A 25,426-nucleotide genomic window follows, 5' to 3' on the forward strand; every position below is an offset into this window, starting at 1 on the left:
ACGTGCCGCCCGCCGTCAGCTCAGGAAGTCCCGGGCGATCGAAGCGGCCACCCGCTCCAGCAGCGGACCGGCCTGGGCCATGGAGACCGCCGGATCCGGTTCCAGTTCGGTGAGGGCGTAGGCGCGCCGGATGCCCGCCGTGCCCAGTGCCTCCGGCGACAGGGCGAGCCGGCCACAGACCGCGACGACTTCGAGACCGGCGGCGCGGGCGGCAGCGGCGACGCCCGCCGGGGCCTTGCCGTGCAGGGTCTGCTCGTCCAGTGAGCCCTCGCCGGTGATGACCAGCGTGGCCCGGGCGAGCGCCGGGGCGAAGCCGAGGACGTCCAGCATGACCTCGATGCCGGGCCGGAAGCGGGCACCGAGGGCGACCAGCGCCCCGTAGCCGATGCCTCCGGCCGCGCCCGCGCCGGGCAGTGCGGCGTACTCGGGGCCCAGGACCGAGGCGTAGTGGGTGAGGGCCGCGTCGAGGACCGCGATGTCCTCCTCGGTCGCGCCCTTCTGCCGCCCGTACACCTCGGGGGCGCCCTTCGGCCCGGTCAGCGGGTTGTCCACGTCGCTGGCCAGGATCAGGTCGACGTCCGCGAGGCGCGGGTCGAGCCCCGACAGCTCGGCCTCGGCCAGATCGGCGAGGCCGCCCCCGCCGGGGCCGACGGGTTTGCCGTCCGCGTCCAGGAAGCGGGCGCCGAGCGCGGCCAGCATGCCCGCGCCCCCGTCCGTGGTGGCGCTGCCGCCGACCCCGAACACCACGGTCCGGGCGCCCGCGTCGAGCACGGCCCGCAGCAGTTCGCCGGAGCCGTACGTGGTGGCCGTGAGCGGGGCGAACACCCCTGCGGGGAGGTGCTGGAGGCCCGATGCCTCGGCCATCTCCACCACCGCGGTGCCCTCGCGCAGCGCGTACGCCGCGGTCACCGGTTCCCCGAGCGGGCCGGTCACCCGCGCCTCGCGGCGCTCGAATCCGGCGGCCACCGCCGCCGCGACCGTGCCGTCGCCACCGTCCGCGACGGGCAGGGTCTCGACCCGCACATCGGGGACGACGGACCGCAGCCCGGCCGTCACCCGCTCCGCGACCTGTACGGCCGTGAGCGAGCCCTTGAACTTGTCCGCCGCGACGAGCACGCGCGCGGTCTCCATCTCTGCTCCGTCCGTCACCTTGCATCCCTTGCTTTCGAACAGGCAGTCGCGCCGCCCCGACCCTATCCGCAGGACCCCTGATCTGCCCATGGGCGTTCAGAAGCGCACCCGGCCGCCCCACTACGCTGCGTGGGGTGACCACCACTGACTACGCCACGTACATCGCCGGACTCCCCCGGGTCCTGGCAGCCGCGGCCTCGCTGTTCCGCGACGGCCGGGGCCGGGTCCTGCTCGTCGAGCCGAACTACCGGGACGGCTGGGCCCTGCCCGGCGGAACGGTCGAGTCCGACACCGGCGAGAGCCCTCGGCAGGGGGCACGCCGGGAGACGGCCGAGGAGATCGGGCTCGACCTGGAACCGGGCCGGCTGCTCGCCGTCGACTGGACGCGCGGCACGGCTCGGCCGCCGATCGCCGCGTATCTGTACGACGGAGGAGTGCTGACCGAGGAGCAGTTCGCGGCGATCCGGCTCCAGGAGGAGGAACTTCTGTCCTGGAAGCTGGTGGAGCCCGCCGAACTGGACGACCATCTGCCGGGCACCCTGCGGCTGCGGGTGCGGGCGGGGCTGGAGGTGGTGAACTCCGGAGCGGGAACAGTGGAGTTGGAGGACGGCAAGCCGGTCGCCTCCTGAACCGGGACCCACCGCACCTCGGATACGTGCGGGCGGTACGCGCACGCGGTACGCCCTCTCGCTTCGATCACCATGCCCATGCCAATCTCTGGAGTGCCGCCGCGCGCCGGACTCGCTCGTTCACGCGCCATTGGTCCGTCGTGCATCCACGCCCGGCATCATCCGAGCTCCACGACAGCGGAGGGGTCATGCGCAGACTCAAGGGACATTTCGGCGGCCTGTGGAAGACTGCGACAACGGCACTGGCCTGTACGGCGGTTGTCGGCACGGCGGGAGGTGCGGCAGCGGCTGCCGCACCCGTCCCCGTACCCGCACCCACCCTCGTATCCACCCCCGCACTCGGCTCCGTATCCACCCCCGCACTCGGCTCCGTATCCACTCCGGCGCTCGCCCCCTCATCCGCCGCGCGGACCGGCGCACCGGACGGGCAACAGGTGGGCGTTCCGCGCCGGTTGCCGTCGTCGGTCGACGGCGGCGCCTGGCAGTCCGGTCATGTCCAGGGCATGGCCATCGACCGCCGCAAGGGCTTCCTGTACTTCTCGTTCACGAATCTGCTGGTCAAGACCGACCTCACGGGCAGGCCGGTGGGTTCGGTCACCGGCTTCACCGGGCACCTCGGTGATCTGGACTTCAACGCGCGGGACGGCAGGGTCTACGGCTCGCTGGAGTACAAGGCCGCGAAGTCGTTCTACATCGCGATCCTCGACGGTGACCGCATCAACCGCATGGGCATGGACGCCCAGGCCACGGGTGTCGTCTCGACCGTCTATCTCAAGGAGGTCGTACGGGACTTCACGGCCGACATGAACGGCGACGGGGTCTTCGACGGGGACACCGGCAACACCCCCGACCACCGGTACGGCTGCAGCGGCATCGACGGGGTGGCCTTCGGCCCGGAGTTCGGCAGGAAGCACGGGAAGCAGCGGCTGACCGTCGCGTACGGCGTGTACGCCAACACCGCGCGCACGGACAACGACCACCAGGTCCTGCTCCAGTACGACATCGGGCGGTGGAGGAAGTACGAGCGTCCGCTGACCGAGGCCGCCCCGCACACCAGCGGCCCCGCGCGGGTCGGCGGCAAGTACTTCGCGTACACCGGGAACACCACGTACGGCGTGCAGAATCTGGAGTTCGACGGGTACAGCGGCAACTGGCTGCTGGCCGCCTACAAGGGCACCAAGCCGGGCTTCCCCAACTACACGGTCTTCGCGCTCGACGGCGCGAAGAAGCCGGTACGGGGTCCCGTCCGCGGGCAGCAGAGGCCCGAGCGCGGGCTGCTGCTCCCGCTGCTGCGCGGGGGCCTGCACGACGCACCGACCGGGACGTACGGCTGGCCGGCCCCCGGTCAGTACGGCCAGTACGGCCAGTACGGGCTGGTCTCGCTCGACGACGGACGCTTCTACGTGACGCGCAGCGGCACGGTCCAGGACGGCGGGGTCACCAAGCAGACCGCGACCGCCGTGCTCAACACCTGGACGGGGCGGACCCCGTCGCCGTTCAGCCCTGTTGTTCCCGCGCTCTGACGGCGGCCTCGCGCAGCGACCGGGGCATCGCGGACACGGACGGCGAACACGGCCTGCGGATACGGGCTGCGGATACGGGCTGCGGATACGGGCTAGTGGTCGAGTTCCGCCTGGACGCGGCGCGAGGGCTTGAAGACGTACAGGTCGAGGATCTCCGGAGCGTCCACGAGCCCCGGACCGCCCGCCGCCGCCCAGGTCGCTATGTCCGCCACGGCGTCCGGGTCGTTGACCAGACCCAGCCAGACGGGGCGGCCCCCGGCCCGCCGGCCGTCGGACGAGGGCTGTACGACGATGACGTTGCCCTGCTCACAGGCGTCCAGGCACTCCACCGCACGCACCGTGGCGGCGCGGCCGAGAGATTCCCGCAACTGGGCGAGCTGCCCGGCGTGGTCCACGCCGGGGATCTTCTCCGTCCCGCAGCAGCAGCCCCGGCAGACACTGACGGTGGGCCGGGGCGGGCCCTCGGCGGGGGCGGCCTTGCGGGGGCGACGGCTCATGCGGGCACTTCCGGTCGTGACGGCGCTGATGATCACCGGCGACTCTACCGAGCGCACCCCATCTCGAACAGTTGTACTCCCGGCGGACCGGGTGGGGTAGTGTTGATGGCTGCGAAGGGGAGTAGCCCCGCAAACCGGTCGTCGACACACTGGAACCCTCGGGTTCCCGGTGGCCGGGCCCGTAGACGCTTACGGGCGGGCGAGACCTTCGGTCAGGTATGACACGCCCGTGCCCTGCGGGCGCTGCCGTCATGCCGGGCCGAGTGGTCCTCCGAAAAGCCCGAACGGCGCTTCGCGAGACCCGGGGCCCGGCTCTCAACAGAAAGCCACCCGGAATGCATCTCGACCCACTGGCGATCCTTACCGCCTTCGGGCTGATCTTCCTCGCGGAGCTCCCCGACAAGACGATGTTCGCCTCGCTGGCCATGGGCACGCGCATGCGTCCGCTCTATGTCTGGTTCGGCACCTCGTCCGCGTTCATCGTGCATGTGGCCATCGCGGTCGGTGCCGGCAGCCTGATCGGGCTGCTGCCCGACTGGATCGTCAAGCTTGTCTCGGCCTCGCTCTTCGCGTTCGGCGCGTTCATGCTGCTGCGCAGCGGGAGCGGCGACGACGAGGAGGACGGCGAGGTCAAGACCGTGACCGGCTTCTGGCCGGTCTACTCGACCGCGTTCATGGCGGTCTTCATCAGCGAATGGGGCGACCTCACCCAGATCACCACCGCCAACCTCGCGGCGAGCAACGGCACGTGGTCCACGGCGATCGGTTCGGCCGCCGCCCTGATGTCCGTCTCCGCGCTGGCACTGCTGGCGGGGCGCTTCATCGCCAAGCGGGTGCCCCTGAAGACCGTTCAGCGCATCGGCGGTATCTGCATGCTCGGCCTCGCCATCTGGTCGGTCGTGGAGATCTTCACCGCCTGACGCGGCGTATGTGCGGCGGGAGCGGGGCGCCTAGGGGCCCGGCTCCCGCCGCCGGGCCATGGGGCCGTACAGAGCCCTGGGCCGCGGGGCCGTGGGGGCGGCTCAGAACAGTGCCGGTACGTCATTCTCCGTACCGTTCTCGAAGGCGAGCAGCCGCTGCTTGCGGTCGAGCCCGCCGCCGTATCCGGTGAGGCTGCCCGACGCGCCGATGACCCGGTGGCACGGGACGACGATCGAGACCGGATTCTTGCCGTTGGCGAGGCCGACCGCCCGGGAGGCGCCGGGCTTGCCGAGCTGCTCGGCCAGCTCGCCGTAGGAGCGGGTCTCCCCGTACGGGATCTTCAGCAGCTCGGCCCAGACACTCTGCTGGAACGGGGTTCCGGCCAGCCGCAGCGGCAGGTCGAACTCCGTCAGCTCGCCCGCGAAGTACGCCTCCAACTGGCGGATCACCTCGGGGAACGGGCGCGGGTCGGGCTCGCCGAAGGTCTCCTCCGGGGGGCGGTGGCGCTGCCCGGTCATATAGATGGCGGACAGGACGCCGTCCGTGGCGACGAGCGTCAGGGGTCCGTACGGGCTGTCGGTGACCGTGTGCTGCTTGGTCTCCGTGTGGTCGGCAGACATGGGTGAGGGTCCTTTCGCGGTCAGCGGTCAGGCGGGCAGGTGGTTGATGGGGTGGTCGTCAACGGTCCACAGGTACTGGACCGCGTACGCCCGCCAGGGCCGCCAGTCCGCGGCGCGTGCGGTGAGGGCGGCGGGGGTGGCGGGGAGACCGAGCTGTTCCGCCGCCCTGCGGATGCCGAGATCGGTGGGCAGGAAGGCGTCCGGGTCGCCGAGTGCCCGCATGGCGATCACCTCGACCGTCCAGGGGCCGAAGCCGGGCAGCGCGGTGAGTTCCGCTCGGGCCCGCCCCCAGTCGCTGTCGTTGCCCAGGCGCAGCGATCCGTCGGCGAGGGCGGCGACGAGCGTGGTGAGGGTGGTACGGCGGCTGCGGGGCAGGGCGAGCGACTCGGGGTCGAGCCCCGCGAGCGCCTCCGGTGTGGGGAAGAGATGGGTCAGGCCCCCCTCGGGGTCCTCGACGGGGACGCCGTGGGCGGTGACCAGCCGGGCCGCGTGGGTACGGGCCGCGGCGGTGGAGACCTGCTGGCCGAGCACCGCCCGTACGGCGAACTCCGCCGCGTCGACGGTGCGCGGCACGCGCCTTCCCGGGGCCTTGTCTACCAGCGGGGCGAGCAGCGGGTCGGTGCGCAGCTGCTCGTCGACGGCGACCGGATCGGCGTCCAGGTCGAGCAGCCAGCGGCAGCGGCTGATGGCGAGCGTGAGGTCGCGCGGGTCGGTGAGGGAGAGCCGGCAGGCGATGTGGTCGGGCTGCGGGGCCAGGGCGACGATGCCGTGCCCGTACGGGAGGGTGAGCGTGCGGCGGTAGGCGCCGTCGCGCCATTCCTCGACGCCGGGTACGGCGGTCGCGGCGAGGTGCCCGAAGAGGTTGCTGGGGTTGAGCGGGGCCCGATATGGCAGGCGCAGCGCGATGACGCCGGGGGTGGCGGGCGCCTTGGGCCCCCCGGCGGCCCGGGTGCGCAGTTCGCCGGGGGCGAGGGCGAAGACCTCGCGGACGGTGTCGTTGAAGGTGCGGATGGAGGCGAAACCGGCGGCGAACGCCACCTCGGCCATGGGGAGCGCGGTGGTCTCGATGAGCAGGCGGGCGGTCTGGGCCCGCTGGGCGCGGGCCAGGGCCAGGGGTCCGGCACCCAGCTCGGCGAGGAGCTGGCGCTCGATCTGCCGGGCGGAGTAGCCGAGCCGGGCCGCGAGACCCGGTACGCCCTCGCGGTCGACGACCCCGTCCTGGATGAGACGCATGGCACGGGCCACCGAGTCGGCGCGGGCGTTCCACTCCGGGGAGCCGGGGCTGGTGTCGGGCCGGCAGCGCTTGCAGGCCCGGAATCCGGCCTGCTGGCAGGCGGCGGCGCTGGGGTAGAAGGTCATGTTGCGGACCTTGGGCGGTACGACGGGGCAGCTGGGACGGCAGTAGATCCGGGTGGTGAGGACCGCGGTGAAGAACCAGCCGTCGAAGCGGGCGTCCTTGGACTGGACCGCCCGCACGCAGCGCTCGGTGTCGGTGTGCATGGTTCAAGCATCGGTCACCGGTGAGGGCAGGGCTGGCGGAAATCCGACATCAAGGTTGCGCGGAAATGCGACATGGCGGCTGTGACGGGTGACATGACAGCCGTGTGAAAGGTGACATGACGGCGGTGTGAAAGGTGACATGGCAGACGCCCGCGAAACCGCGGGGGCGGGGTTTCGCGGGCGTGTGCCATGTCATGCGCCGGGTGCGGGTAACACGGGCGTGTGCCATGTCATACGCCGGACACCCGGAGGCAGGCGCTGCGGGCCCTACGTCCCTTCGCCGAAGGTCCACACGGCACGGCTTCCCGGGCCGACGACGAGGGCCGACCGGCCGATCTGCTCGGTGTGCCGTTCCGCCACCGGCCTGTTCAGCGACAGCTCGACCTGTCGCAGGCCCGCCCGGTCGCGCGCAACCGCGTCGAGCTGGATCTCGGTGCCGCCGCGTACGGCGACGGCTCCCCCGCCCGCCTCGGTCCGGACGACGAACCCGCCCGCCCGCAGCAACGGCACCGTGCGGGCGAGGTCCCCTTCCGTGACCGCGAGGCGGATGGACACCACGTCACGCATCAGATGACCGCGGTAGTCGTCGGACAGATAGCGCTCCCGGCCGACGTCACCGGGGTAGGAGGCCGGCTCGGTGTTACCGCGCGGGTCGGCGAAGTACTCCGGCAGGTATTCCATCCCCCAGGCCCCGAACGCGTCGTACTGGGCGGAGGTGAAGACGGCGTCGAACCAGGGCACCGGGACGCCGTCGCCGAAGTCACGTGTCTGGCGGAACTCGAAGGGGTCGGCGATCCCCTGGTCCCGCAGCCGCTGGATCACCGTCGTCAGGTCTCCGGACCGCTCGGCCGAGACGCCCATCCCGGCCGATCCGAGGGTGCCGTCCTGGCCGGGCAGATCGCCCGCTCCGAACAGTTCGAGATAGGTCTCACGGCCCATCAGATAGCGTCCGGTCCAGGTCTGACCGTCGGCACCGGTGGTGGTGCGGACCTGGAAGTTGGCGAAGTCCCGCAGGTAGTCGGAGTGTTCGATGGCGTCGGCGGTCTCCCTGTCGAGCACCCCGTAGGCGTGGTTGAAAGAGAGCAGTTGCCGGTCGGACAGTTGGCGGTCGGACAGTTGCCGGCTCCCCTCGGCCCGCGCAGTCCCCGTGCCGTGCTCGATCGCGCCGGGGAGGGTCACCGCGAGTGCCACCGCGAGGACCATGGTCATCCGTAACATCTGACGAAGCAGCATGCGGGGAATCGTAGGGCGGGCGGTGGACGGCCGCCGATGATTTCGCGGAAGCCCGGGGCGCGCGGCAAGTGACGCGTGCCAGGCTGCTCCGGGCGGCCGACGGCCAGGTGGGCCGCCGCCCTGCCCGCCTGGCCGCCCGGCCCCCAGCCCACCTGGCCGTCGGCCGCCCGGAGCTACGGGAGCGTCTTCCGCATCAGCGTGCACATCGTTTCGTAGCGGCGCGGCGAACCGTCCGGGGCGCGTTCCTCCCACGAGTCCGCCTGCCGGTCGTAGGCGACGTAGCCCAGCCGCTCGTAGAGCGCCCGAGCTCGGGGGTTGCTCTCCTTCACGGCCGGTTCGCTCCGCCGCAGACCGCGCTTCCTGATCCGCAGCTCCGCGGCTTCGACAAGGAACGTACCGATGCCGCGCGACTGCGACGCGGGGTGCACAGCGAACTGCCAGAGCGTCCCGGCACCCTCCTTGACCAGGTAGTCGATGCCCCCCTTCGCCACAGGAACGTCCGATGCCGGGCAGATCGCCAGGTAGTCGACCTCACCCAGCCGGGCACGCTCGATCTGCTTCGCGACACCGTCAGATGGTGGGCGGACCCCGACCACCCGCACGACGCCAGGTCCTCGTGCGTCAGGTCACGTACCGACAGCGGGGCACCACGTGGCCCGCCGGAGGCCCCGCGCCCGCGCTCATCGGGACCGCAGCCGTCGCCAGACGGCCTTCGCCGCGTGATGGCCGGACATGCCGTGCACACCGGGGCCCGGCGGGGTGGCGGAGGAGCAGAGGAAGACCGCCGGGTGGGCGGTTGCGTAGGGGACACGGGCGAGCTTGGGGCGGATCAGGGTCTGGAGTCCGGAGAAGGCTCCGCAGGCGATGTCACCGCCGACGTAATTGGCGTTGCGCGCGGCGAGTTGCGGAGGGCCCGCGAGGGCGCGGGCGAGCACCAGATCACGGAACCCGGGGGCGAAACGCTCCAGTTGGCGCTCGATGACCTCGGTGGCGTCGCCCTGCCACCCGGCCGGGACGTGCCCGTACACCCAGAAGACATGGCGGCCCTCGGGAGCTCTGGACGGATCGATCAGGCTCGGCTGTGCGGTGATCAGGAACGGAACGCTCGGGTCCCGGCCCTCCACGGCGGCGCGCAGCGCGGTGTCGATCTCGCCCGCGGTGGGCCCGATGTGGACCGTGCCGGCGCGCCGGGCGTCCTCCGCGGTCCAGGGGACGGGGCCCGACAGCGCGTAGTCGATCTTGAAGGCGGAGGCGCCGTAACGGTAGCCGCGGTACGTGTCGCCCAGCCCGGCGATCCGGGCCAGGGCGGTCGGCGAGGTGTCGAAGACGTAGGCGCGGGCGGGCGGGAGTTCGTCCAGGCGCTTGACCTCGATGCCGGTGCGGATCGTGCCGCCCTGTTCGCGGAGGTAGGAGGCGAGGGCGTCGGAGATGGCCTGCGAGCCGCCGCGCGGCACCGGCCAGCCGTTCTCGTGGGCGGCGAGCGCGAAGACCAGGGCGATGGCCCCGGTGGCGAATCCGCTGGTCGGCGCTATGGCATGGGCGGCGAGCCCCGCGATGAGCCCTCGGGCCCGGTCGCCGCCGAAGCGCCGGGAGAGCCAGGTCGCGGGCTGCAGTCCGAGTGCGCCGAACCGGGCCAGGCGGTACGGGTCGCGGGGCAGCCCGTCCCACGGGGTGCGCAGGAAGTCGGCGGCGAGGGTGTCCCAGTGGCCGAGGAAGGGGGCGACGAGCCGGCGGTAGGTCCCGGCGTCCCGCGGCCCGAGCGACATCGCGCTCTCCCCCACCGACCGGGCGAGCACGGCGGCCGTTCCGTCGGGGAAGGGGTGGGCGAGCGCCAGGTCGGGCTGGAGCCATTCCAGGCCGTGGCGGGCCAGGGGCATCTGCCGGAACGCGGGTGAGCCGATGCCCAGCGGGTGCACGGCGGAGCACGGGTCGTGCCGGAAGCCGGGGAGGGTGAGCTCCTCGGTGCGGGCGCCTCCGCCGACACGGTCCCCCGCCTCGTACACCTCCACGGCGAGGCCCCGGCGGGCCAGTTCGACTGCGGCGGTCAGTCCGTTGGGGCCCGCCCCCACGACGACAGCATCGAGCATCGACGGCACCTTCGGACTCCTTCGTCAGCCGATGGGCAAGGAACCCAGGATATGAGGGCCTTCGGACAGTGGGGCCGGGGGTGGTCCCTCATCGGCCCCGGCATCCGCCCGGCCGGGTGCCGGTCCGGCCGGGTACTCGTCCCCCGGCCGGACCGGCACCGTCATCCGTCTACTCAGGCGCTCGTGCGCAGCGCGTCGAGGATGCGCCGCACGGTGGCCTCGTCCCTGGCCGCGGTGAAGGGCAGGTCGTTGCCGCCTGCGATACGGAAGGGGGCACCGGACAGGGTGGCCTGGGCGCCGCCCGCCTCGGTGACCAGGAGCAGGCCCGCCGCGTGGTCCCAGGCGTACTCCCAGTTGAAGGCGACCGCGTCCGACTCGCCGCGGGCAACGGCGAGGTACTCCAGGCCCGCCGAACCGCAGGGCCGGGCGTCGATGCCGTCGGTGCGCAGGCCGAGGAGGGCCCGCTTCTGGGCGTCGGTGGTGTAGTCGGGGTGGGACATCGCCACCTTCAGGACGGCACCCGGGGCGGGCGAGCCGGAACGTATCGGCTCGCCGTTGAGCGTGGCTCCCCGGCCGCGTACCGCGACGGCCATCTCGTCCAGTGCCGCGGCGTACGTCCAGGAGGCGAGGAGCTCACCGTGGTGCGCGAGCGCGACGAGTGTGCAGAAGCCCGTCTCCCCGCGTACGAACTGGCGGGTGCCGTCGACCGGGTCGACGATCCACACCGGCGCGTCGCCGCCCAGCGCGTCGTACACCGCCGGGTCGGCGTGGACCGCCTCCTCGCCGACGACGACCGAACCGGGCAGCAGCTTGGTCAGGGAGGCGGTGAGGTGCTCCTCGGCGAGCCGGTCGGCGGTGGTGACCAGGTCGTGGGGACCGTTCTTCTCGATGATCTCGTGCGCGGCGAGCTGCCGGTACCTCGGCATGATCTCGGCGGCGGCCGCGGCGCGGACCGCCGCCTCGACCTCGGTCAGCGGCCCGGTGTCCCCGGCGGTCTCGGCCAGAAAGTCATCGATCATGACTCCAGCTAAGCACGCTCCGCCGGGGACTCCTCGGGCGGGCGGTCAGCGGCCGACCGCGTATCCCTGCATCCCGCGCGGATTGGCGGCGGCGGACAGGATGCCGGTCCGCGGGTCCCTGGCGACCGCGCACATCCGGCCCTCCGACCAGGCGCTGCCGACCGTGACGTCATGGCCGCGGCGGCGCAGTTCCCCGATCACCTCCGGGTCCATGCCCTCCTCGACGGTGACGCTCCCCGGGCGCATGCCGCGCGGGAAGAAGGAGCCGGGGAAGCTGTCGTTGTGCCAGTTCGGGGCGTCGATGGCGCCCTGAAGGTCGAGGCCGCCGCGGACCTCGGCGCGGAGGGCGACGGCGAGGAAGAAGTGCACCTGCCACTGGTCCTGCTGGTCGCCGCCGGGCGTGCCGAACGCCATGACGGGGACGCCGTCGCGCAGCGCGAGGGACGGGGTGAGCGTGGTGCGGGGGCGGCGGCCGGGGGTCAGCGAGTTCGGCAGGCCCTCCTCCAGCCAGGCCATCTGGAGCCGGGTTCCGAGCGGGAAACCCAGCTCGGGCACGACCGGGTTGGACTGGAGCCAGCCGCCGCTGGGGGTGGCCGAGACCATGTTGCCCCAGCGGTCGACGACGTCGACGTGGCAGGTGTCGCCGCGGGTGGCGCCGTCCGGGGCGACCACCTGCTCACCGGCGCCCGCGCCGTCCCTGGCGACGGTCGGCTCGCCCACTCCGGCCGCCGGGATGCCCATGGCGTCGAAGCCGGACTCGCCGGAGGCGACCGCGTGGGCGTGCGTGCTGAGGAGCGGGGTGCGGCCGTCGGGGCTGCCGGGGCGCAGCTCCAGCGACGCGGTGTCGGTGATCAGGGCGCGGCGCTCGGCGTTGTACGGCTCGGAGAGCAACGCGTCGAGCGGTACGTCGGTGGCGTCGCCGTACCAGGCCTCGCGGTCGGCCATCGCGAGCTTGCAGCCCTCGATGAGCAGGTGGACGTAGTCGGCGGAGCCGTACGCGGGCAGTTCGGCGGGGAGCAGGGCGAGCTGCTGGAGGAAGGCGGGGCCCTGGCTCCAGCCGGCCGCCTTGGCCAGCGTCCAGCCGTTCCAGTCGTACGTGGCCGGCGCCTCGTACGACGCGGACCAGCCCGCCAGGTCGGCGGCGGTGAGGGTGCCGGTGTGGCGGGTTCCGCTGGTGTCCTTGGTGGGGACGGCGGCCTGGCGGACCAGCGCCTCGGCGATGAAGCCCGTACGCCAGATCTCGCGGGCGGCCTCGATCTGCGCGGTGCGGTCCTCGCCGCCGGTCTCCTCGGCCTCCGCTATCAGGCGGCGCCAGGTCGCGGCGAGGGCCGGGTTGCGGAACAGCTCGCCGGGCCGGGGTGCCCTGCCGCCCGGGAGGTAGACGTCGGCGGAGGTGTGCCACTCGGTCTCGAAGAGCTCCCGGACGGTCTCCACGGTCTGGCCGACGCGCTCCACGGGGGCGTGGCCGTCCTCGGCGTACCCGATCGCGTAGCGCAGGACCTCCGCGACGGTCCTGGTCCCGTGGTCGCGCAGCAGCAGCATCCAGGCGTCGAAGGCGCCCGGCACGGCGGCGGCGAGCGGTCCGGTACCGGGGACCAGGTCGAGGCCGAGGGAGCGGTAGTGCGCGACGGTGGCGCCCGCGGGGGCGGGGCCCTGGCCGCACAGCACCTGCACGGCGCCGTCCTTCGGCGCCAGGATCATCGGGACCTCACCGGCCGGGCCGTTGAGGTGCGGTTCGACGACGTGCAGGACGAATCCGGCGGCGACGGCCGCGTCGTAGGCGTTGCCGCCGTCCTCCAGGACGGCCATCGCGGACTGCGAGGCGAGCCAGTGGGTGGAGGACACCATGCCGAAGGTGCCCTGGAGGGTCGGCCGGGTGGTGAACACGGATGCGGCTCCTTGCTGCGACGTGCGAGGTTCTGAGTGACGGGGTTCTGGGGTGCTCGGTCTCTGGATTGCTCGGTCTCGGGGCTGCTCGGTCTCGGGGCTGCTGTGCGGATCGTACGTACGCGCCGTACGCGCCGTCCGGCCGTCCGCGCCGTCCGTCCGTGCCCGCTGTCAGGCGGTGGCGCCCGGTGCGGTGGCGCCCTGTGTGGTGGCGTCGGGTGCGGTGCCGTCGTCGGTCACGAGGTGGCAGGAGACCTGCCGTCCGCCGGGGATCTCGCGCAGTGCGGGGATCTCGGTGCGGCACAGGTCGGTGGCGAGCGGGCAGCGGGTGTGGAAGCGGCAGCCGGGCGGCGGGTCGAGCGGACTGGGCAGTTCGCCGTGCAGCACGATGCGTTCGCGGGAGCGCTGGAGAACCGGGTCGGGTACGGGGGCGGCGGAGAGAAGGGCCTGTGTGTACGGGTGCTTGGGGGCGGCGAAGAGTTCGGCGGTCGGGGCCTGTTCGACGATCTGCCCGAGGTACATCACGGCGATCCGGTCGGCGAGGAATTCGACGGCGGCCAGGTCGTGGGTGATGAACAGGCAGCCGAAGCCCCGGTCGCGCTGGAGGTCGGCGAGGAGGTTGAGCACGGACGCCTGGACGGACACGTCGAGCGCCGAGGTCGGTTCGTCGGCGACGAGCAGATCGGGATCGCAGGAGAGCGCACGGGCGATCGAGATGCGCTGGCGCTGCCCGCCGGACAGCTCGTGGGGGTGCCGGTCGGCGTGCTCGGGGCGCAGCCCGACCTGGCCGAGGAGTTGCTCGACCCGTTCCCGTACGGCCGCGCCCCGTGCCCTGCGGTGCAGCCTGATGGGTTCGGCGATGATCTGGCCGATGGTCATCCGCGGGTCGAGCGAGGACGACGGGTCCTGGAAGACCAGGTGGAAGTCCTTGCGCAGGGGCCGCAGGGCGCGGCGGGAGAGGTGGGTGACGTCCGTGCCGTTGATGTGGACGGTTCCGGCGGTGGGTTCGTCGAGGCGTACGGCGCAGCGGCCGACGGTCGACTTGCCGCTGCCGGACTCGCCGACGAGGCCGACGACCTCGCCGCGTCCGATGGTGATCGAGACTCCGTCGACGGCCCGGACGGTGCCGCCGCCGGAAGCCCCGAAGTGCCGTTCCATGGCGTTGATCTCCAGCACCGGGGGGTGCGGGTGAGGGGTGCCCTCGCCGCCTTCGCCGCTTTCGCGCGGTGCGGGGACGGCCTGTGCGGTGGTCACTTTCCGGCCTCCTGGTCGGGTCGCGCGTCATGGGCGGCGGTCACCGCACCCGCCCCGAGGGCGGCGGTCGCTTCGCCCGCGGCGTACGGGTGCCAGCAGGCCGCCCGGTGCGCGGCGTCCGTACCGGCCTGCGGGTCGATGGCCCGGAAGCCGGGGCGGCCGCCGGTGCAGGTGGCGTCGGCACGGGCGCAGCGCGGAGCGAAGGTGCAGGCGTCGGGCTGGCTGTCGAGGCTCGGCACGAGGCCGGGGATCTCGGGGAGCCGGCGTTTTCCCTCGCCGCCGGGCCGGAGCACGGCACCGAGCAGGCCGCGGGTGTAGGGGTGGCGGCCGGAGGCGAACAGATCGTGGACCGGGGCCTGTTCGACGGCTCGGCCCGCGTACATCACGAGCACCCGGTCGGCGGCGTCGGCGACGACACCGAGGTCGTGGGTGACCAGGACGATGGCGGTGCCGAGGCGTTCGCGCAGGGACTGGAGGACTTCGAGGATGCCCGCCTGCACCGTGACGTCGAGCGCGGTCGTCGGCTCGTCGGCGATGAGGACGGACGGGTCGCAGGCCACGGCGATGGCGATCATGACGCGCTGGCGCATGCCGCCGGACAGCTGGTGCGGGTATTCGTCGACGCGGCGCGACGGGGCGGGGATGCCGACCAGTTCGAGGAGGTCCGCGGCGCGCGCCTTGGCGTCCTTCTTGCTCAGTCCCTGGTGCCGGCGGAGCACTTCGCCGATCTGCCGGCCGATGGTGAGGACCGGGTTCAGCGAGGTCATCGGTTCCTGGAAGATCATCGCGATGTCCTTGCCGCGGATCTTCTGGAGTTCCTTCTCCGGTGCGCCGACCAGTTCGCGCCCGCCGAGTCTGATCGATCCCCCGACGCGGGCGGTGGGCGGGAGCAGCCCCATGGTCGCCATCGAGGTGACGGACTTGCCGCAGCCCGACTCCCCCACCACGGCGAGGACTTCGCCGGGTGCGAGGTCGTAGGAGACCCCGTCGACGGCGTGCACGGTGCGGGTGTCGGAGCGGAAGGAGACCGAGAGGTCGCGCACGCTCAGGACGGGTTCACGCACGGGGTTCCGTACGGGTTCGGGTTCGGGAACTATCTCGGTCATCGGGTCCCTCCACGGGGGTCGAGGACGTCACGCAGCCCGTCGCCGAGCAGGTTGAAGGCCAGGGTCGCCGCGACGATCGCCAGGCCGGGGAAGACGGCCAGCCAGGGCGCGGGGGCCAGGAAGGACTGGGCTCCGGAGAGCATCACGCCGAGCGAGGGGTCGGGCGGCTGGACGCCGAGGCCGAGGAAGCTCAGCAGTGCCTCGCCGATGATCGCGGCGGGGATGCCGACCGTGGCCTGGACGATCAGTGCGGAGCCGGCGTTGGGCAGGATGTGCCGGAAGAGCACGGTGGCGTCGCCGCCACCGTTGGCGATGGCCGCGCCGACGTAGTCGACATGCTTGAGCCGCAGGGTCTCGGCCCGGGTGATGCGGATGACGGCGGGGATCTGGGAGATGCCGATGGCGATGGTCGCGTTGGTCAGCGACGGGCCGAGGATCGCGGCGAGTCCGACGGCGAGCACCAGGAACGGGAACGCCAGCATGGTGTCGGTGAGGCGTGACACGGCACTGTCCGCGAACCGGCCGTAGTAGCCGCCGAGCAGTCCCAGCGGTACGCCGACGACGAAGGCCAGCACGACGGCGACGAGGCCGACCTGCATGGAGGCGCGGGCGCCGTGGACGATGCGGGAGAGCTGGTCGCGGCCGAGGTCGTCGGTGCCCAGCCAGTGCGCCCAGCCGGGTTCGGCGAGTACGTTCCCGAAGTCGGGCTGCGCCGGGTCGTACGGGGCGATGAGCGGGGCGAACAGGGCGGCGAGGATGAAGACGGAGGCGATGACCGCGCCGGTGAGGGCGAGCCGGTTGCGGCGCAGGGCGCGGAGCTTGCCGCCGCCCCGCCTCCTGCGCTCGGTGACCGGTGGCGGGGTGGGGAGCGCCGAGGTCTCTGGGGTCGCTGTGGTCACCGGGCACCTCCGAGCCGGATGCGCGGGTCGATGACCGAATAGACCACGTCGACCAGCAGATTGATGAGGATGTACGCGGCCGAGGTGCAGAGCACCACGGCCTGGAGCGTCGCGTAGTCGCGGGTGAAGACGGCGTCGATGGTGAGTTTGCCGAAGCCGGGCAGGACGAAGATCTGCTCGGTGACGACGGCGCCGGAGATCAGATGGCCGAGCTGGAGGCCGAGCACGGTCACCACGGTGACGAGCGAGTTGCGCAGCGCGTGTCCGCCGATGACGGAGCGCCTGGACAGGCCCTTCGCGCGGGCGGTCCGGACGTAGTCGGCGGAGAGCGAGTCGAGCATCGCGGCGCGGGTCTGCCGCATCACGACCGCGGCGAGCCCTGAGCCGAGCACGATCGCGGGCAGCACCATGCGGCGCAGGTTGTCGATCGGATCGGTGCCGAAGGGGACGTATCCGGAGGCGGCGAACACCGGGACGGCGATGGCGAATCCGAGGACGAGCACGATGCCGAGCCAGAAGGTCGGGATGGAGAGGCCGATCAGCGCGATGGCGTTGGCGAGCCACTCCTCCGGCTTCCCGCGCCGTACGGCGGCGACGACTCCGGCGCCGATGCCGACGACGATGGCCAGGAGCAGGGAGAGCGCGGCCAGTTCCAGGGTGACGGGCAGCGCCTGCCCGATGGCGTCGGCGACCGGGAGTCCGGTACGGGAGGAGGTGCCGAGGTCCCCGGTGAGGGCGTGGCCGATGAACCGTCCGTACTGGACCACGACATTGTCGTTGAGTCCGTAGCTCTCGCGGATCGCGGCGAGCGCCTCGGGGCTGCGCTCCTCACCGGCCAGGGCGAGCGCCGGGTCGCCGGGCAGCGCCCGGATTCCGGCGAAGACCACGATGCTGACGAGGAAGAGGGTGATGAGGGACTGCCGCAGGCGCGTCAGCAGGTATTTCGTCATCGAGTGTACCCCGCAGTCTTGACCCGGACCAGTCCGTCGCCGTAGACGCGGATGCCCGCGACGTCCTTGGTGGCGACGACATAGTTCTTCTGCCGGTAGAGGTAGATCATCGCGTGGGCGTCCTGGACGCGACGGGTGAGTTCGTTGTAGATCCCGGTGCGCCGGGCCGGGTCGGCGACGGTGCGGCCCTGGGCGATCAGCCGGTCGATCTCCGGGTCGCCGAGTCCGTAGGCGTTCATGGCGCCCGCGGTCTTGAGGAAGTTGGAGACGTTGCCGTCCGGGTCGAGCCGGCCGGACCAGCCGCTGGTGAAGACGTCGTAGTCACCGGCGTCGGTCTCCGCGAGCATGGTGGCGTACTCGGTGGGCCGCAGCGTCAGCTCGAAGCCCGCCTCCTTGACCATGGCCTGGAGGACCTGGCCGACGCGCCCCTGTTCGGGGGTGGTGGAGGTCTTCAGCTCGATCCTGACCGGGGTCTTCACGCCGGCGTCCTTCAGCAGTTTCCTGGCCTTGGCGACATCGCGCCGGGGGCAGTCCTCCGGTTTGACGCCGGGGGCGATGGCGGACTGCGGGGAGATCGGGCCGCAGGCCGGTTCGTACATGCCCTGGAAGACGACCTTGTTGATCAGGTCGCGGTCGATGGCGAGCTCGAATGCCTCCCTGACGCGGACGTCCCTGGCGAGCGGGGTGTCGAGTTTCCCGGGCTTCTGTCCGAGGCCGTTCACGTTGCCGACGTTGAGGCCGATGCCCTGGTAGCCGAGGGAGGGCGAGTTGAACAGCTGGAGCTTCGGCTCGGTCAGCGCGCTCCGTACGTCGACGGGGCCCATCTGGTCGCCGATCTGGAGGTCGCCGGAGCGCAGGTTGGCGAGGCGGACGTTGCCGTCGGGGATGGGTTTGTAGACGACGCCGTCCAGGTGGACCTTGTCGGCGTCGTAGTAGTGAGGGTCCTTCTTGAGCACGATCCGGTCGCCGCCGACGCGCTCGACGAAGCGGAAGGGGCCGACGCAGGAGGGGTGGTTGGTGAAGTCCTTCCCGTACTTCTTGAGCGCGGTCGGTGACATCACCATCCCGGCCCGGTCGGCGAGGACACCGGTGAGGGGTACGTAGGGGTGGTCGAGGACCATGCGGACGGTGAGCGGTCCGGTGGCCAGCGCCGTGCGGACCGGGGCCAGCTCGGTGCCGCGCGCGGATCCGGGGAGGTCGCGGTGGCGCAGCAGCGAGGTGACGACCGCCTTCGCGTCGAGCCGGGTGCCGTCGCTGAACGTCAGGCCGGGGCGCACCCGTACGGTGACGGTGCGGCCGTCGGCCGAGACGTCGGGGAGCGCGGCGGCGAGCTGCGGCACGACGGTGCCGTCCGCGTCGATGTCGTAGAGCTTCTCGCACATGCCCGCGAAGACCGTGCGGCCCACGAGGGTCTGGGCGAGGGTGGGGTCGAGTTTGTCCGGGTCGGAGTTGAGAGCCACGGTGAGCGTCCCGCCGTCGCGTACGGACCGGTCATCGGTTTTCCGTACACCGCCGACCTCGGTCGCCGAGGACTGCAACGACGCGCAGCCCGAGGTGAGGGACACCAACGCAACTGCCACCAGGGCAACCGCTTTTCGGCGCACGAGGGCCTACCTCCCGCCAGGGGTGATCAAGGGAATATCGCAGACCGTATTTCGCATACAGTCCGCAAGGCAAGAGTTCCGCTCACATAGCGGACAGGATTTTCCTGACGATCGGATAACGGCGCCGCGCGTCGGCGCCGTGGACCGGAGCCGCGGACCGGAGCCGCGAATCGGCGCCGTAGATCGAGGCTGCGGACCGGAGCCGCGAATCACCAGGCGCGGGCGGCTCGCACCAGGTGGTCGCGGACGCGGGCGACATCGGGGTTGGCGGTGGAACCGGGGCGCTGTACCAGGTACGCGGTGTTGAGCGGGGGGTCCACGGGCTCATGCAGCGGGACGAGGGCGCCCGAGGCCAGTTCGGCCCGGCAGAGATAGCGGGGCAGCACCGTGAAGCCCGCCCCCGCCGTGACGGCGGACAGGACGCCGCGCAGGTCGGGGACGGTGAGAGCGGCCTGGCAGCTCAGGCGCCCGCCGAAGACATGGCGCCAGTAGCGGCGGGCGATGGGCAGGTCCTCGGCGTACGTGACCAGCGGGACGCCGTGCAGCGCGGCGGGGCCTTCGGCCGCGATCCGCGCCGGGCCGCCGGTACGCGCCGCCCAGACGGGCGCGGCCACCAACACGAACTCCTCGTCCATCAGGGGCGCCGACGCCAAGGCCCGCCCGCGCGGCCGGACCGTGGCGATGACCAGGTCGTGGCGGCCCGCGCGCAACTCGTCCAGGAGCGGGTCGGTGAGGCCGGTGACCACCCGCAGCCGCACACCGTCGGCCACCAGGGGCGCCAGGGCGGGCAGCACCTGCACGCACATCGCCTCGGCCGGGCCCGCCAGATGAACGGGCTCGGCGGGGCGCTCCTCGTCCGGCGGGCCGAGGCCGCCGCCCGTCACCGCGGCGAGGGCGTCGAGCGGAGCGTCGACCCTGGCGGCGAGTTCGTCCGCGAAGGGCGAGGCGGCGACACCGCGCGGCAGCCGCTCGAACAGCTCACGGCCCAGCTGCCGCTCCAGGGACCGGATCTGCGTGGTGACCGTCGGCTGCGACAGGCCGAGCAGGCGCGCCGCGGCGGTGAACGATCCGGACCGATGGACGGCGAGGAAGGTACGCAGGAGATTCAGGTCCGCCGGACGGCCGGGGACTGCGGCTGTCCGGCCCAGTCCCGCCAACCCATCGGATTCCTTATTTCTCATAGAGGCAAGCCTATTGGAGACCTATGGGTCGCCCGGCCTACGGTCGGAGGCATCAGCGACCCGACCTTCGGAGACATGTGACATGGCAAAGATCCTTTTCGTGGTGACCGGTGCCGACCACTGGACACTGGCCGACGGAACCAAGCACCCGACCGGCTTCTGGGCCGAGGAAGCCGTCGCTCCGTACGAGGCGTTCACGGCCGCCGGCCACGAGGTCGTCGTCGCCACCCCCGGCGGAGTCGTCCCGACCGTGGACCGGGGCAGCCTCACCCCTGAGTTCAATGGCGGCCAGGAGGGTGCCGACCGCGTCGCCGCGGCACTCGACACGTTCACCGAGCTGCGCAAGCCGATCGCGCTGGAGGGCGTGGACCTCGGCGCGTACGACGCCGTCTTCTACCCCGGCGGCCACGGGCCCATGGAGGACCTCGCGGTCAACGCCGACTCCGGGAGGCTGCTCACCGCCGCCCTGGCGTCCGGCAAGCCGCTCGGTGTCGTCTGCCACGCACCGGCCGCGCTGCTCGCCGCCACCGGGCCCGACGGCGTCAACGCGTTCGCCGGATACCGGCTCACCGGCTTCACCAACGCCGAGGAGCGCCAGGCCGGTCTGGCCGACAAGGCCAAGTGGCTGCTCCAGGACCGCCTCGTGGAGATCGGCGCCGACTTCCAGGAGGGCGAGCCGTGGGCCCCCTTCGTGATCGTCGACCGCAACCTGGTCACCGGGCAGAACCCCGCGTCCTCCGCACCGCTGGCCGCCGAGCTGGTCAAGAAGCTGGCAGCCTGAGGAACGGGCACGTACGACGGGCACCCCGAGCCGGGCAGCACGGCAGCGCGGGACGGGGCAGGGCGGAACGGGACGGGCCCGTCGCTCGGCCGGGCTCGGCGCTCGGCTCGGCCGGGTGCCCGGCTCGGGGCGTCAGGTCCAGGCGTTGAGCACGGGCGGTTCACAGAGTTCGAAGACCACGTCGCCCTCGTCCGGTTCGGCACCGGCGACGGGCCGCACCCGCGCACCGGCCGCCACCAGGTGCGGAGCGACGCCCACGACACGGCAGCGGAACACGAACCCTTCGGAGAACCGCACGAGGGACTCATTGCGCGCCGCTTCCGTATAACGGTGCACCACCGCGCTCCGCACGACGACCCCGTGACCGGTGCCGCGTTCGGGCTCCAGATCGCTCGACGCGCACACCGGACACAGCAGCCGCCGGAAAGAGGCGGTGCCGCACCAGCGGCAGCGGTGGTAGGAGAGGCCGCACTCTTCGTGCGCGCTCCGGACGGTGCCAATTCCTGTCTGGGACACGGCTCTACCCCCTGCGCTCGGCTCGGACTCGCCGCACCTCGATGTCGGCGCGTCCGCACCATATGGCACTGAGTGCCGAAGAGTAAAGGCACTGAGTGCCTATTTTTCGGCCGATCCCTGGCCCACGACCGATTCGATCTGCTGCACGACGCGCCACATCGGGGTGCCCTTCGGGGCGACCATGACGATGACCTCGTTCCCGCCGGACGCCACCACCGGGACCGGCGCGGGGCGCTCTACGCCACTCCCCCACACATCCCGCACCAGGCTCAGGGCATGGTCCACGGCCACCTCGGGATCACCCGCACCACCCGAACGCAGCCACAGCCGCAGCCCGTTGTTGTGCGCGGCGACCACCGAGGCGGCGATCACCTCGGCGCGCAGCGCCTCGTCCCCCGCCTCGCCGAACCGGCCGCGCAGATGACCGGCCAGCGCCTGCTCGTAGCGACGCACCACGGAGAGTTCGTACGTACGCAGACCGGGAACCTCACGGGTGAGCCGGTAACGCTGCACGGAGAACTGGGGGTTGGCGGAATACATGCGCAGCACGATCCGGGCGGCGTCGCACACGGCGGCCACCGGATCGCTGTCGTCGACGGCGGCCAGAAAGGCGGTCACCTCGGCGAGGCAGCGTTCGTGGTCAGGGAAGACCGCATCCTCCTTGGAGGGGAAGTAGCGGAAGAACGACCGGCGCCCCACCCCGGCCCGCGCCACGATGTCGTCCACCGTGGTCTGCTCGAAACCGCGCTCCAGAAAGAGCTGGAAGGCCGCCTGGGCGAGCACCTCCCGCATGGGGGCCTTCTTCTCCGGTCTGCGCGCCTCGGTCATGCGGCGAAACGTAGCACCGGAAGGACAGCTTTGGCACTAGGTACCTTTACAGAGGGTACTGAGTGCCATAATCTCGTATCTACGAACCACACCCAGGTAGGAGAGCCGGCGTGAGCTTGAGGATCGTTGTCTGTGTGAAGTATGTGCCCGACGCGACCGGTGACCGGCGTTTCGCCGATGACCTGACGGTGGACCGTGAGGATGTCGATGGTCTGTTGTCGGAGCTGGACGAGTATGCGGTCGAGCAGGCGTTGCGGATCGCGGGCGGGGTGGAGGGGGCTGAGGTGACCGTGGTGACGGTGGGTCCCGAGGACGCGAAGGACGCGTTGCGCAAGGCGTTGTCGATGGGTGCGGACCGGGCTGTTCATGTGGAGGACGGCGCTCTGCACGGTTCGGATGCGATGGGGACGTCGCTGGTGCTGGCGAAGGCGGTCGGGGACCGTGGGTTCGATCTGGTGATCTGTGGGATGGCGTCGACGGACGGCACGATGGGTGTGCTGCCGGCGTTGCTCGCGGAGCGGCTGGGGGTGGCTCAGGTGTCGTTGCTGTCGGAGGTGTCGGTGGCCGGTGGTGTGGTGACGGGGCGGCGGGACGGTGATACGGCCAGTGAGGTGCTGGAGGCGTCGTTGCCGGCGGTGGTGTCGGTGACGGACCAGTCGGGCGAGGCGCGGTATCCGTCGTTCAAGGGGATCATGGCGGCGAAGAAGAAGCCGGTCGAGTCGCTGGATCTGGATGATCTGGGGATCGGTGCGGGTGAGGTCGGTCTGGCGGGTGCGTGGACGGTGGTGGACGCGGTGGCCGGTCGTCCGGCGCGTACGGCGGGCACGGTCGTGAAGGACGAGGGCGAGGGCGGCAGGCGGCTGGCCGAGTTCCTCGCGGGCCAGAAGTTCATCTGAGGCCCGCGTCCGGGTCCGCTGTTCGGTTCGGTTCGTTGTCGTTCCCCCTTTTCCGTTTCGTTTCGCAGGAGATTGAAGTCCCATGGCTGAAGTTCTTGTCTATGTCGATCATGTGGACGGTGCTGTCCGCAAGCCCACGCTGGAGCTGTTGACGCTGGCGCGGCGTCTGGGTGATCCGGTGGCTGTCGCGGTGGGTGCCGGTGCGCGGAAGACGGCCGGTGTGCTGGCCGGGCACGGTGCGGTGCGGGTGCTGGCCGTGGAGGGGCCGGAGTTCGCGGAGTATCTGGTGGTGCCGAAGGTCGATGCGCTGCGGGCGGCGTTCGACGCGGTGTCGCCGGTCGCGGTGCTGCTGCCGTCGTCGGCGGAGACGAAGGAGATCGCGGCGCGTCTGGCGGTGCGGACGGGTTCGGGGATCATCACGGACGCGGTGGATGTGGAGGCGGGTGAGTCGGGTCCCGTCGCGACGCAGTCCGCGTTCGCGGCGTCGTTCACGACCCGGTCGCGGGTGGTGCGGGGTGTTGCGGTGATCACGGTGAAGCCGAACTCGGCGCCGGTGGAGCCGGCGGAGGCCGCGGGTGCCCTGGAGGACCTGCACGTGGATTTCTCGGGTACGGAGAACGCGGCGCGGGTCGTGTCGCGTACGCCGCGTGAGTCGACGGGCCGTCCGGAACTGACCGAGGCCGCGATCGTGGTGTCGGGCGGACGCGGGGTCAACGGTGCGGAGAACTTCCCGCTGATCGAGGCGCTCGCGGACTCCCTGGGCGCGGCGGTGGGTGCCTCGCGTGCCGCGGTCGATGCCGGGTGGTACCCGCACTCCAGCCAGGTCGGGCAGACCGGCAAGTCGGTGTCCCCGCAGCTGTACATCGCGTCCGGGATCTCCGGCGCGATCCAGCACCGGGCCGGGATGCAGACGTCCAAGACGATCGTCGCGATCAACAAGGACGCCGAGGCCCCGATCTTCGACCTCGTCGACTACGGCGTCGTCGGCGACCTCTTCGACGTGATCCCCCAGCTCACCGAAGAAATCAACACCCGCAAGGGCTGACCCCCACACACACAGCGCACACCACAACACACGCAGCGCGCACCACGCAGGCGCGCACCACACGCAGCACACAGCACAGCGCAAGCACAGCACCCCCCGGGGCCGCACGGTGAAACCCACCGCGCGGCCCCAGGCCATTACCGGACACCATCGACGGACGCGCGGCGGGCAGGACGGTGGTAACCGCGTTCTCGCCGACCCTCCTGCTTCGACATGTGTCAACATAGACACATGTCGAATGCGAAGGTGTCGCCGCTGCCGGAGTCCGAGGTCGTTCCGTGCTGCCCGCCCCTGACCGAGCGGGCCCTGACCTCCGAGGAGGCCGTACGCACGGCCGCGATGTTCAAGGCGCTGGGTGACCCGGTGCGGCTGCGGCTGTTCTCGCTGGTCGCCTCGCACGACGGCGGCGAGGCGTGCGTGTGCGACATCTCCGACGTCGGCGTCTCCCAGCCGACCGTCTCCCACCACCTCAAGAAGCTCAAGGAGGCCGGGCTGCTCTCCTCGGAACGACGCGGCACCTGGGTCTACTACCGCGTCGAGCCGTCCGTGCTCGCCGCCATGGGGCAGATGCTGGCGTCCCGGCCCTGAGCGCTCCCGCCCGCGCAAGAGACACGTCACCCTCATGCTCATGCGGTCCGTCCCGTTGTCACATTCGGCGGGGCCGTTTCGTCATGTCTGTGTAACCGTCGAAACGGCAAGGAGATCACCATGAACGCCCGTCTCAACCTCCTCGGCAACCCCGTCGCCGCCAAACTCACGAAGCACATCGTCTCGGCGGGCAAGGCCGTGACGGACTCGACGCTTCCCGCCGTGACGCAGGAGCTGGTGAAGATCCGCGCCAGCCAGATCAACGGCTGCGGCTTCTGCACCGACATGCACACCAAGGACGCCGCCCACGCCGGTGAGGAGTCGGCGCGCCTCAACCTCATCGCGGTCTGGCGGGAGGCCAAGGTCTTCACCGAGGCCGAGCGGGCCGCCCTGGAACTGACCGAGCAGGGCACCCGCATCGCCGACGCCGCCGGTGGAGTCACCGACGAAGCCTGGGCGAACGCCGCCAAGCACTACGACGAGGACCAACTGGCCGCCCTGGTGGCCCTCATCGCCCTCATCAACGCCTTCAACCGGTTGAACGTCATCGTCCAGCAGCCGGCCGGTGACTACCGGCCGGGCCAGTTCGGCTGACCCAGGCTGCGGCGTGGCGGGTCCTTGGGGCCGCGGTCTCAGGTCCGTGGCCCCACGGGCTGCTGGAGAGGCGGCTGGGCCGCAGGAGTGATACGCGTGCCGCGGACGACGGCCACGGGCGTCGGCTCGCGGTCGCG

24 protein-coding genes and 1 pseudogene are annotated in these 25,426 nt (G+C 71.7%); 8 read left to right on the top strand and 17 right to left on the bottom strand.

What is annotated here, in order from left to right; all coding sequences use genetic code 11:
• Positions 1 to 15: 15 nt before the first annotated feature.
• Entirely contained in the window at positions 16 to 1,131 is a 1,116-nt protein-coding gene (locus OG413_RS34120) for a glycerate kinase (protein WP_266812321.1), read from the bottom strand.
• A gap of 134 nt (positions 1,132 to 1,265) precedes the next feature.
• Here OG413_RS34120 and OG413_RS34125 point away from each other — a divergent pair, with 134 nt between their 5' ends.
• Both OG413_RS34125 and OG413_RS34130 read left to right on the top strand, forming a co-directional pair.
• Positions 1,266 to 1,760 (top strand): NUDIX hydrolase, encoded by a 495-nt coding sequence (locus tag OG413_RS34125; protein WP_266812322.1) that lies wholly within the window; start codon positions 1,266 to 1,268, stop codon positions 1,758 to 1,760.
• A 188-nt stretch (positions 1,761 to 1,948) separates the two neighbouring features.
• Entirely contained in the window at positions 1,949 to 3,283 is a 1,335-nt protein-coding gene (locus OG413_RS34130) for a hypothetical protein (protein ID WP_266812324.1), read from the top strand.
• A 92-nt stretch (positions 3,284 to 3,375) separates the two neighbouring features.
• On the opposite strand, the gene OG413_RS34135 is transcribed toward OG413_RS34130, so the two are convergent.
• Positions 3,376 to 3,780: a (2Fe-2S) ferredoxin domain-containing protein gene (locus OG413_RS34135; protein ID WP_266812326.1), complete on the bottom strand. Its 405-nt coding sequence runs from the start codon at positions 3,778 to 3,780 to the stop codon at positions 3,376 to 3,378.
• A 335-nt stretch (positions 3,781 to 4,115) separates the two neighbouring features.
• Between OG413_RS34135 and OG413_RS34140 the strand changes: the two genes are divergently transcribed.
• The gene (locus tag OG413_RS34140; RefSeq protein WP_266812328.1) at positions 4,116 to 4,700 is read left to right on the top strand and encodes a TMEM165/GDT1 family protein; all 585 of its coding nucleotides are present in this window, start codon (positions 4,116 to 4,118) and stop codon (positions 4,698 to 4,700) included.
• Positions 4,701 to 4,802: 102 nt separating this feature from the next.
• On the opposite strand, the gene OG413_RS34145 is transcribed toward OG413_RS34140, so the two are convergent.
• The 13 genes and pseudogenes from OG413_RS34145 to OG413_RS34205 all read right to left on the bottom strand — a co-directional run bounded on the left by OG413_RS34145 (position 4,803) and on the right by OG413_RS34205 (position 20,041).
• Positions 4,803 to 5,321 carry a methylated-DNA--[protein]-cysteine S-methyltransferase gene (locus tag OG413_RS34145; RefSeq protein WP_266812329.1) on the bottom strand — a complete coding sequence of 173 codons (519 nt, stop codon included), beginning with the start codon at positions 5,319 to 5,321 and terminating at the stop codon, positions 4,803 to 4,805.
• 27 nt (positions 5,322 to 5,348) lie between these two features.
• The gene (locus OG413_RS34150) at positions 5,349 to 6,821 is read right to left on the bottom strand and encodes an AlkA N-terminal domain-containing protein (protein ID WP_266812331.1); all 1,473 of its coding nucleotides are present in this window, start codon (positions 6,819 to 6,821) and stop codon (positions 5,349 to 5,351) included.
• Between the two features lie 267 nt (positions 6,822 to 7,088).
• Positions 7,089 to 8,024 carry a DUF5829 family protein gene (locus OG413_RS34155; protein WP_266813257.1) on the bottom strand — a complete coding sequence of 312 codons (936 nt, stop codon included), beginning with the start codon at positions 8,022 to 8,024 and terminating at the stop codon, positions 7,089 to 7,091.
• Between the two features lie 203 nt (positions 8,025 to 8,227).
• Positions 8,228 to 8,694: pseudogene (locus OG413_RS34160) on the bottom strand (GNAT family N-acetyltransferase).
• Between the two features lie 40 nt (positions 8,695 to 8,734).
• Complete coding sequence (locus OG413_RS34165; protein ID WP_266812332.1) at positions 8,735 to 10,150, bottom strand: NAD(P)/FAD-dependent oxidoreductase; 1,416 nt, start codon at positions 10,148 to 10,150, stop codon at positions 8,735 to 8,737.
• Between the two features lie 164 nt (positions 10,151 to 10,314).
• The gene (locus OG413_RS34170) at positions 10,315 to 11,160 is read right to left on the bottom strand and encodes an inositol monophosphatase family protein (RefSeq protein WP_266812333.1); all 846 of its coding nucleotides are present in this window, start codon (positions 11,158 to 11,160) and stop codon (positions 10,315 to 10,317) included.
• A gap of 45 nt (positions 11,161 to 11,205) precedes the next feature.
• Positions 11,206 to 13,047, bottom strand: coding sequence for a gamma-glutamyltransferase family protein (locus OG413_RS34175; RefSeq protein ID WP_266812335.1), 1,842 nt, complete (start codon positions 13,045 to 13,047; stop codon positions 11,206 to 11,208).
• A 171-nt stretch (positions 13,048 to 13,218) separates the two neighbouring features.
• The gene (locus OG413_RS34180) at positions 13,219 to 14,205 is read right to left on the bottom strand and encodes an oligopeptide/dipeptide ABC transporter ATP-binding protein (RefSeq protein ID WP_323137984.1); all 987 of its coding nucleotides are present in this window, start codon (positions 14,203 to 14,205) and stop codon (positions 13,219 to 13,221) included.
• A 92-nt stretch (positions 14,206 to 14,297) separates the two neighbouring features.
• A complete protein-coding gene (locus OG413_RS34185; protein ID WP_266812339.1) occupies positions 14,298 to 15,407 on the bottom strand; it encodes an ABC transporter ATP-binding protein in 1,110 nt (369 codons plus the stop codon).
• Positions 15,404 to 16,216 carry an ABC transporter permease gene (locus OG413_RS34190; RefSeq protein WP_266813259.1) on the bottom strand — a complete coding sequence of 271 codons (813 nt, stop codon included), beginning with the start codon at positions 16,214 to 16,216 and terminating at the stop codon, positions 15,404 to 15,406. The genes OG413_RS34185 and OG413_RS34190 overlap by 4 nt, the downstream gene beginning before the upstream one ends.
• An 86-nt stretch (positions 16,217 to 16,302) precedes the next feature.
• Entirely contained in the window at positions 16,303 to 17,256 is a 954-nt protein-coding gene (locus tag OG413_RS34195) for an ABC transporter permease (protein ID WP_266812341.1), read from the bottom strand.
• Positions 17,253 to 18,836, bottom strand: a complete 1,584-nt coding sequence (locus OG413_RS34200; protein WP_266812343.1) for an ABC transporter substrate-binding protein — start codon at positions 18,834 to 18,836, stop codon at positions 17,253 to 17,255. Before OG413_RS34200 ends, OG413_RS34195 begins: the two co-directional genes overlap by 4 nt.
• Positions 18,837 to 19,069: 233 nt before the next feature.
• The gene (locus tag OG413_RS34205; RefSeq protein WP_266812345.1) at positions 19,070 to 20,041 is read right to left on the bottom strand and encodes a LysR family transcriptional regulator; all 972 of its coding nucleotides are present in this window, start codon (positions 20,039 to 20,041) and stop codon (positions 19,070 to 19,072) included.
• Positions 20,042 to 20,123: 82 nt separating this feature from the next.
• Here OG413_RS34205 and OG413_RS34210 point away from each other — a divergent pair, with 82 nt between their 5' ends.
• A complete protein-coding gene (locus OG413_RS34210; protein ID WP_266812346.1) occupies positions 20,124 to 20,822 on the top strand; it encodes a type 1 glutamine amidotransferase domain-containing protein in 699 nt (232 codons plus the stop codon).
• Between the two features lie 132 nt (positions 20,823 to 20,954).
• Here the strand turns inward: OG413_RS34210 and OG413_RS34215 are convergent, their stop codons facing one another.
• Positions 20,955 to 21,323 (bottom strand): Zn-ribbon domain-containing OB-fold protein, encoded by a 369-nt coding sequence (locus OG413_RS34215; protein WP_266813260.1) that lies wholly within the window; start codon positions 21,321 to 21,323, stop codon positions 20,955 to 20,957.
• 114 nt (positions 21,324 to 21,437) lie between these two features.
• Complete coding sequence (locus tag OG413_RS34220; RefSeq protein WP_266813262.1) at positions 21,438 to 22,130, bottom strand: TetR family transcriptional regulator; 693 nt, start codon at positions 22,128 to 22,130, stop codon at positions 21,438 to 21,440.
• Positions 22,131 to 22,276: 146 nt separating this feature from the next.
• On the opposite strand from OG413_RS34220, the gene OG413_RS34225 reads away from it, so the two are divergent.
• From OG413_RS34225 to OG413_RS34240, 4 genes are all read left to right on the top strand, one after another.
• Complete coding sequence (locus OG413_RS34225; protein WP_266812348.1) at positions 22,277 to 23,062, top strand: electron transfer flavoprotein subunit beta/FixA family protein; 786 nt, start codon at positions 22,277 to 22,279, stop codon at positions 23,060 to 23,062.
• 82 nt (positions 23,063 to 23,144) lie between these two features.
• Positions 23,145 to 24,107 (top strand): electron transfer flavoprotein subunit alpha/FixB family protein, encoded by a 963-nt coding sequence (locus OG413_RS34230; RefSeq protein ID WP_266812350.1) that lies wholly within the window; start codon positions 23,145 to 23,147, stop codon positions 24,105 to 24,107.
• A gap of 231 nt (positions 24,108 to 24,338) precedes the next feature.
• Entirely contained in the window at positions 24,339 to 24,695 is a 357-nt protein-coding gene (locus tag OG413_RS34235; protein ID WP_266812352.1) for a helix-turn-helix transcriptional regulator, read from the top strand.
• 120 nt (positions 24,696 to 24,815) lie between these two features.
• Positions 24,816 to 25,289, top strand: coding sequence for a carboxymuconolactone decarboxylase family protein (locus OG413_RS34240; RefSeq protein WP_266812354.1), 474 nt, complete (start codon positions 24,816 to 24,818; stop codon positions 25,287 to 25,289).
• Positions 25,290 to 25,426 lie beyond the last annotated feature (137 nt).

This window comes from Streptomyces sp. NBC_01433, from assembly GCF_026340105.1.
Taxonomy (GTDB): domain Bacteria; phylum Actinomycetota; class Actinomycetes; order Streptomycetales; family Streptomycetaceae; genus Streptomyces.

Excerpts from the sequence above, each read along its gene's own strand:
- OG413_RS34140 (WP_266812328.1), top strand. The coding sequence starts at position 4,116 with ATGCATCTCGACCCACTGGCGATCCTTACCGCCTTCGGGCTGATCTTC.
- OG413_RS34150 (WP_266812331.1), bottom strand. The coding sequence starts at position 6,821 with ATGCACACCGACACCGAGCGCTGCGTGCGGGCGGTCCAGTCCAAGGAC.
- OG413_RS34240 (WP_266812354.1), top strand. The coding sequence starts at position 24,816 with ATGAACGCCCGTCTCAACCTCCTCGGCAACCCCGTCGCCGCCAAACTC.
- OG413_RS34155 (WP_266813257.1), bottom strand. The coding sequence starts at position 8,024 with ATGGTCCTCGCGGTGGCACTCGCGGTGACCCTCCCCGGCGCGATCGAG.
- OG413_RS34230 (WP_266812350.1), top strand. The coding sequence starts at position 23,145 with ATGGCTGAAGTTCTTGTCTATGTCGATCATGTGGACGGTGCTGTCCGC.
- OG413_RS34185 (WP_266812339.1), bottom strand. The coding sequence starts at position 15,407 with ATGACCGAGATAGTTCCCGAACCCGAACCCGTACGGAACCCCGTGCGT.
- OG413_RS34130 (WP_266812324.1), top strand. The coding sequence starts at position 1,949 with ATGCGCAGACTCAAGGGACATTTCGGCGGCCTGTGGAAGACTGCGACA.
- OG413_RS34170 (WP_266812333.1), bottom strand. The coding sequence starts at position 11,160 with ATGATCGATGACTTTCTGGCCGAGACCGCCGGGGACACCGGGCCGCTG.
- OG413_RS34120 (WP_266812321.1), bottom strand. The coding sequence starts at position 1,131 with ATGGAGACCGCGCGCGTGCTCGTCGCGGCGGACAAGTTCAAGGGCTCG.
- OG413_RS34205 (WP_266812345.1), bottom strand. The coding sequence starts at position 20,041 with ATGAGAAATAAGGAATCCGATGGGTTGGCGGGACTGGGCCGGACAGCC.
- OG413_RS34145 (WP_266812329.1), bottom strand. The coding sequence starts at position 5,321 with ATGTCTGCCGACCACACGGAGACCAAGCAGCACACGGTCACCGACAGC.
- OG413_RS34220 (WP_266813262.1), bottom strand. The coding sequence starts at position 22,130 with ATGCGGGAGGTGCTCGCCCAGGCGGCCTTCCAGCTCTTTCTGGAGCGC.
- OG413_RS34180 (WP_323137984.1), bottom strand. The coding sequence starts at position 14,205 with ATGGAACGGCACTTCGGGGCTTCCGGCGGCGGCACCGTCCGGGCCGTC.
- OG413_RS34135 (WP_266812326.1), bottom strand. The coding sequence starts at position 3,780 with ATGAGCCGTCGCCCCCGCAAGGCCGCCCCCGCCGAGGGCCCGCCCCGG.
- OG413_RS34195 (WP_266812341.1), bottom strand. The coding sequence starts at position 17,256 with ATGACGAAATACCTGCTGACGCGCCTGCGGCAGTCCCTCATCACCCTC.
- OG413_RS34235 (WP_266812352.1), top strand. The coding sequence starts at position 24,339 with ATGTCGAATGCGAAGGTGTCGCCGCTGCCGGAGTCCGAGGTCGTTCCG.
- OG413_RS34210 (WP_266812346.1), top strand. The coding sequence starts at position 20,124 with ATGGCAAAGATCCTTTTCGTGGTGACCGGTGCCGACCACTGGACACTG.